The 6,837-nt window shown below is 60.2% G+C and carries 6 protein-coding genes; all 6 read left to right on the top strand.

Going from position 1 to position 6,837, the window contains the following annotated elements:
• Positions 1 to 265 precede the first annotated feature (265 nt).
• Positions 266 to 2,281, top strand: coding sequence for a DnaB-like helicase C-terminal domain-containing protein (locus tag ACTM82_RS08700; RefSeq protein ID WP_441055785.1), 2,016 nt, complete (start codon positions 266 to 268; stop codon positions 2,279 to 2,281).
• Positions 2,282 to 2,925: 644 nt separating this feature from the next.
• Positions 2,926 to 3,192 carry a hypothetical protein gene (locus ACTM82_RS08695; protein ID WP_441055787.1) on the top strand — a complete coding sequence of 89 codons (267 nt, stop codon included), beginning with the start codon at positions 2,926 to 2,928 and terminating at the stop codon, positions 3,190 to 3,192.
• 225 nt (positions 3,193 to 3,417) lie between these two features.
• Positions 3,418 to 4,350: a tyrosine-type recombinase/integrase gene (locus tag ACTM82_RS08690; protein WP_441055789.1), complete on the top strand. Its 933-nt coding sequence runs from the start codon at positions 3,418 to 3,420 to the stop codon at positions 4,348 to 4,350.
• Positions 4,351 to 4,536: 186 nt separating this feature from the next.
• The gene (locus ACTM82_RS08685; protein ID WP_441055791.1) at positions 4,537 to 4,995 is read left to right on the top strand and encodes a hypothetical protein; all 459 of its coding nucleotides are present in this window, start codon (positions 4,537 to 4,539) and stop codon (positions 4,993 to 4,995) included.
• Between the two features lie 8 nt (positions 4,996 to 5,003).
• Complete coding sequence (locus ACTM82_RS08680; RefSeq protein ID WP_441055793.1) at positions 5,004 to 5,198, top strand: helix-turn-helix domain-containing protein; 195 nt, start codon at positions 5,004 to 5,006, stop codon at positions 5,196 to 5,198.
• A gap of 61 nt (positions 5,199 to 5,259) precedes the next feature.
• Positions 5,260 to 6,813 carry a hypothetical protein gene (locus tag ACTM82_RS08675; RefSeq protein WP_441055795.1) on the top strand — a complete coding sequence of 518 codons (1,554 nt, stop codon included), beginning with the start codon at positions 5,260 to 5,262 and terminating at the stop codon, positions 6,811 to 6,813.
• Positions 6,814 to 6,837: the final 24 nt, after the last annotated feature.

Below are 6,837 nucleotides of genomic sequence, written 5' to 3'. Positions count from 1 at the left end.
AAGGGACCAACCCGCGAAATAGAAGGGACCAACCCGCGAAATAGAAAAGACCGAAAAGGCATTATTTCCGCAGGTAGACGCCCGTTTTTTGGACGACGCCAAAACCCTATAAGTACTATAAGTACTATACACACGCCGGGACCGTGCTTGAGGCCCGGCCCGGCTCAATGGAATATTGAAAGCGAAAGAGAGAAACCCGCCCCCAGATAGCAGCCTGAGGCGGGTTTCCCTATAGGCCAAGACGTCAATAGAAAGGATCGAGGCCATGAGACAAAAGGTATCAGAAATCGAGGAGGCCAAGGCCGGGGTTTCCCTAAGGGCATACGCCGAGGAGCACCTAGAGCACGCGCACGGCGGCCTAGTATGCCCGTGTTGCGGGAGCGGTACCGGCCCTAACGGCACGCCCGCGTTCTCTATCGAGCCTGAGGGCGAACGGTGGAAATGCTTCGCGTGCGGCGAGGGCGGCGACGTTCTGGACCTTGCCGGTAAGATCCTAGGAACCGAGGACGTGAGGGAGCAGATCGAGGCCGTGGGCGGCCGTCGCGTCGTCAAGGGATCCGCCCCCTACAGGCACAAGGAGCCCGGAGCGCCCGCCAAGAGGCGCGAGAAGACCCCGGCGGACTACCGCGAGGGGCGAGACGCCGAGAGGGCCTATATCGAGTCTAGCCGGCTCAACATGCAGCCCGGGACGCCCGGTTACGACTACCTGATCCGGCGCGGGTTCACCTTGGAGGAGATTGCCGGTTTTGGGTTCGGTTGGGATCCTCAGCGACAGCGCGTCGTTATCCCTTGGAGCACGCGCAAGGGCGAGTACTACCACATAGACCGCGACATAACGGGCAACGCCAAGTACAAGTACACCAAGCCCAAGAAGATCGACGTAGGGCCCCAGCCGCTCCATAACGCCAAGGCGCTAAGTGGCCCGGCCGTGTTCGTCGTCGAGGGCCTCATGGACGCCCTAGCCGTCGAGGCGGCGGGCTACCCGGCTATAGGCCTAGGAGGCATTGGACACGAGGCCCTGATCGAGCGCGTTAGAGAAGTAAAGTACGACGGCCTCATGATCGTTATGCTCGACAACGACAAGACCGGCAGAGAGAACACAGACAAGCTGATAGACGACCTGAGCGATGATGAGGCGATCGTTTGGGCCGTCGAGTACCCGGGCCCTGATTGGGGCAAAGACGCTAGCGAGGTCCTCGAGCGGGACAGGCCCGCCCTAAAGGCGTTTCTTGCCGAGGAGCTCGAGAAGGCCGAGGGGGCCCGCCCCGAGATCGAGGAGGAGCGTTACCGCGAGGCTATGCGCCACATGCGCGTACTGGACCCGGCCGACACGGTGGCGGCGATCTACGCGCTCGACAACGCGGACGACCCCGTTCCTACCGGCATCGTGGGCCTAGACGTGGCCCTAGACGGAGGCCTCACGAACAGCGTTTACGTACTTGGCGCGATCAGTTCGCTTGGCAAGACGACGCTAACGGTTCAGATCGCGGACCACATAGCGGAGAACGGCCGGGGCGTGCTGTTCGTGACTATCGAGCAGAGCGCCCGCGAGATCGTGGCCAAGAGCCTAACCCGCCTCATGCACGCGGCTGGATCCGATGGCGCGGTATCGACGAGAGACCTAACGAGCAAGAGGGCCCGCGATCGTTGGGGGGCCCGCCGGAACGATCTGTTCCTAGAGGCGTGCAACCGCTATACCGACACGGTGGCCCCAAACATGAGGATCCTCGAGGCGACGGAACAGCCGAACGTGGCCCAGATAAAGGCGATCGTCGAGAAGATGGCCAAGCACGACGGCCGCCCGCCCGTTGTGTTCATCGACTATATGCAGATCTTGGCACCCCAGAACGAGCGCGACAGCGAGAAGCAAGCGACGGATCGGAATATGACCGCCCTCAGGAGGATGGCCGGGGACCTCAGGACGCCCGTGTTCGTTATCTCGAGCCTGAACAGGTCGAGCTATAGCGGATCCATAAGCATTGATTCATTCAAGGAGAGCGGCGGTATCGAGTACGGCGCGGACGTCCTGCTTGGGTTGCAGCCGGCCGGCATGACCGAGACGCTGGAAGGCCTTAACGACACCAAGGCCAAGGCGGAGGCCGGCCGCATCGTGAGGGAGCTCAAGGCGGCCAAGGACAGGCCGTGTGAGATCGTCGTGCTAAAGAACCGAAACGGATCCATGCCAAGCCGGGGCATCCCCGTTATGTTCCATGCCGACGCGGCAACATTCGACGACGGCGCGGACCTGCTACCGTGCGACGCCGGTACCGTCGTGCTCTAATGGCGCTGAGAGGCGATACAAGGCCCGTTTCCGACAGGGGCGGGCCGATCTTGGCGTATGCGATCAAGAGCCCGCCAAGAGGCTTACGGCGGCCCTGAGGACCAAGCACCGAGACGTGGGAGCACCCGCCCTATAGGCGAAGCGATCCGTTGCGGAGGTCCGGCGCGGGAAGCGCAATTTTAGCGAACGGCGTTTTCAGAAAACGGAAAACGCGCGATCGAAAAGAGGCGTCGTAGCGGCTGATCGTTCCCGCCAAGATGGCCCCGGGGAGGGTAGCCCCACCCCCCTATCCCGGCCCCCTACGCGCTTGGGCCGGAATACCCCCGGACGGCCGTTTTTTATCCAAGGATCAACAAAACCGCAGGTAAATGGCCAAATCCTGGGTATATACAAGGGGGTGGGGAGGGCCAAAAGACGCCGGCGCGATCCGGCTACCCAGCGTCACGCCCTGATTTTTTTATCGCTACGAAATTGGAAGCCGGTTACGCAACTGTCACGGAACGCCCAAAACAGGCGTTGGGTTTTACCGTTTCATGAAACGCTAATTCCCTTACAAAGCGGCCGGAAACGGCCGACGTTTTTACCGTCGCGGCGACGCTAAGCGGAGTGCACATAAAGAGGAGAACGAGGACCCTATGAGGGAAATGAGCTGGAGCACGGCCATGAGCGAAGAGGAGCAAGAGGAGATGATCGAGGACGTTCTGGACGGGTATCTAACCCCGCACACCTATGAGCCGATCACTTGCCTCGAGGATATGAAAGAGCTGTTTGAGATCGGGGCGTACAAGATGACCGGGTACACGGACGACCCGGAGAAGATGGAGCGGATCATGGAGGCCTATCGACGCTGGGAAGAAGATGAGGACGAGGAGCCGCCCGCCGAGGAGTTCCCGGACGATATGGAGGAGTAGGCCCGTCCGTGAAACATAGGGCCGTTTACACGTGAAACAAGCAGGCGTTTCACGGTACGGCGGCACAGAAAAGGACCCCGGTAGCAATTGGGTTAGAGGCTACCGGGGCCCTGTTTTTTCATTATAGGGCATTGCCCGGACGCATATCGTTTCGCGGCGTGTTTCATACGGTGCTATAATATCGGACATAGAAATACAAACCACAGTTGAGGCAGGGGTTAGGCCATGACTGAGAATGAGAGCCTGAGCAGGTTTACCGCGCTGGGCGGCGGCCGCTCGATATGGGACGCATACGCGGCGGAGCTCGACGCTAGCGACAAGACGCGCACGACGTACACGAGGGCGCTCAAGCAATTCGCGGCATGGCTCGACGTCGAGGGAGTAGCCCCCCTAGAGGCGACGCGCGAGACGATCACGGCGTATAAGCGCTACCTGAGGGCCAACAAGTCGGCGGCCACGGTGAACTGTTACCTAACGGCCGTGCGATCGCTCTATCAGTGGCTCGAGGCCCGCCGGATCTACCCGAACGTGGCGGCCGGGATCAAGGGTGAGCGCACGAGCGCACACAGCGCAAAAGAGGCACTTACGAAAGAACAGGCCCAGCGCCTCATAGCGCCCAGCGGCGATAGCTTGGCCGCCAAGCGCGACGGCGCGATGCTAAACCTCATGCTGAGGCGCGGCCTCAGGACGTGCGAGGTAGCACGAGCGAATATCGAGGACATAAGGCAGGAGGGCGGCAAGGCCGTTCTGTACGTTCAAGGCAAGGGCAAGGCCGACAAGGGCGAGTTCGTAGTACTGGGCGAGGAGTGCCTAACGCCGATCTACGCATACCTCGAGGCTCGAGGCGAGGCGGACCCCAAGGCCCCGCTGTTCGCGGCCGTGGGCAACCGCAACGGCGGCGGCCGCATGACCACCCGCAGCATCAGCCGCATAGCAAAGGCCCACATGGCCGAGCGCGGTATGAGCAGCGCACGCCTAACGGCCCACAGCCTCAGGCACACAGCCGTAACGTTCGCCCTCATGGGCGGCGCGACGGTGCAGGAGGCCCAAGCTATGGCCCGCCACGCATCCATAGGCACGACGATGATCTACGCGCACAACCTAGACCGCCTGAACGCGGGCGGTGAGCGCGGCGTCGATACGTTCCTAGACGCCTGATCGGTGTGCGCACAGCGTGAGCACAGAGTGAACACGCCACTACCTGCTGAAACGTCGAGAGTGAACACAAAACGTGTTCAGATCTGAACACACGGTGAACACAGAGTGAACACGGGTCTACCTGCTGAAATGCCAAAAGATGCACACAGAGGTGAACACAGCGTGAGCACACGGAAAGGAGGCCGGATGGCGGCCGAGAAGGTACACAAGAGCCTGAGGATCGACAGGGGCCTAGCCGATCGCATGGCGGCCCTCAGGCGCGACGGCGAGAGCGACACGGCACTATACACGCGGGCGCTCGAGGCGGGGGCCGAGGCGCTCGAGGGCGGGGGCCGTCCCCTAGAGGCGGAGGCGGAGGAGCCCGCGACGGAGCCGAGCGGCGATACCGAGGCGCTCGAGATCCTGAGGGAGACCGTGGCCATGCTCAAGGAGGACAAGGAGGACCTGAGGCGGCAGCTAGCCGAGCAGGCCGACGCCTATAGGAAGCAGATCGACACGCTGAGCGCGATAACGACGGAGGCCCAGACGATCGCCAAACAGTCGCAGACATTGCAGGCGGCCCAGACGGTAGCGCCCAAGAAGCTAGAGACAGCGGAGGAGAACGAGAGGCGGCGCGGGTTCTGGGCCCGGCTGTTCGACCGATAGGAGGAAACATGGCCAAGCTGAGCGAGAGCGACGCCCTGAGCAACGAGTACATGACTACGAACGAGGTTTGCAAGCTGTTAAGGATCGTCCCGAGGACGTTGCAGCGGTGGCGCAAGGCCGGCAAGGTGAACGGAGTGCAGGCCGGGAGGTTTTGGCTCTATAGGTCCGACGAGATCCGCGAGTTGCTCGACGGAGGAAAATAGGGCCTATGTCCGTTAATTCGCAATAGCAGACATAGAAAACGGGACACGTGAGGGAGGCCTGATGGCCGAAAGCATGACAGAGGAAGAGCTGCTCGAGGAGCTCACGAGAGAGCACGACGAGAGCCTGAAAAGACACTTTAAACCCGCACCGTCGATCGTCCCCGGTTGCTCGATGATCGAGCTACTGGACGACGTTAAGATCACGGCGGCCGCGTCAACATTGCACGCCGGTATGTACGTCCTACCCCGGGACCTCGATATAAAGGGAAGCGCCAAGTACGTGAGGGAACACAAGGGCGCACACGTCTACCTATTCACATTGGAGCTGAACGAGTTGAACGTAAACCTGACACCCGTCGAGGGCGGCAAGGCCAAACCAGACGTTAGCGGCAGCACCAAAATCATACCGATCCGGTTATCGGACAGGGAGGAGCCCGTTTCACTGAGCGAGGCGGCGGTATGGGCGGCGATCAACGACGCCGACAGGGCCGGCGACCACGACAAAGCCCAGAGGTTGTTTAGGACGTTGTACGGCATACCCGAGCAGCCCATAGAGGAAAAGCCGAAACGCAGGAGGCCGCGCAAGGAGGAGGCCGTAAACAACAGCCTTACCTTTACGAACACGAAGGTAGAAAAGGCCATTTTCGGCGATATGCCCGAGGGAAAAGCCATTACAGCGGACGCATACGACGGCCGCCCTATAGGTATCGGCATGGGAAAACTTGGCGTTGCCAACGAGTTAAGGCTTATGGCCCTACCGGGCAGCGCGATAGCGGCCAAGATGGATAACGCCGAAATTGCAGACTTGGCAGAATCAGGGCTGAACGACAATCAGCGTTTTTGGCTTGCGGCCCTGCATAGCGTCGTTGAGGACAACCCCGAGGCGTGCGAGATATACGGCGTCGATATTCTCAGAAAAGTCGGATACGAAAAGCCCCTTAGGGCGTCTATGGCCGCAACAATGGCCGGGGCAGCGGCAGCCATTAGAGAACTAACCTATATCGGCATGTTCTACAACACGACGAAAGAGCAGGCGAAATACAACGCCGGAAAGAAAGGCGCGAAACACGTTGTCCGCAGTATTTCTGATCTAAAGATAGTTAACGGGAACGTTTCGGTAGAGGAATACGAGGACGGTACGAAAGATTTCGTCGTTCGCCTGTGGCCCCTACCCGGCGAGAAAGCAGCGACGGCGTTACCGCTGCTGAACTACGCGAAAGAGAACGGGCAATACATCCCGGCCGACAAGGGCGTTTTCAAGTTCGACGGTTGCGGAACAGTCACGACGGAACACAGGCGCGTAATGGCCTATATCTACCGTCAGGCATCGTCCGAGCTTAGCAACGGCGGGACAATCCTGTACGACACAATGTTTCGCAAGCTGGGCCTGAAAGACACCAAGGACACCCGTTACCGAATCGCCAAGAAAATAGAGGACCCGCAAAAGGGTTTACTAGCCTGTTGGAAACGAAAGGGAATCGTTACCGAGTTCGAGCCGAAATACGACGGCCGAAAGAAAGTGGGCGTCGTTGTGAAAATGGCCCATAAGACCAAGGCGCTTAGCGACGGAACGGCCAAAAAGCGGAACGACAAAAGGGACCAACCCGCGAAATAGAAGGGACCAACCCGCGAAATAGAA

This window comes from Collinsella sp. HCP3S3_E5 (assembly GCF_052067635.1).
In the GTDB taxonomy this organism is placed as follows: Bacteria; Actinomycetota; Coriobacteriia; order Coriobacteriales; family Coriobacteriaceae; genus Collinsella.
The sequence above is the reverse complement of the archived record's forward strand: the minus strand, read 5'-3'. Positions and strand labels throughout refer to the sequence as shown.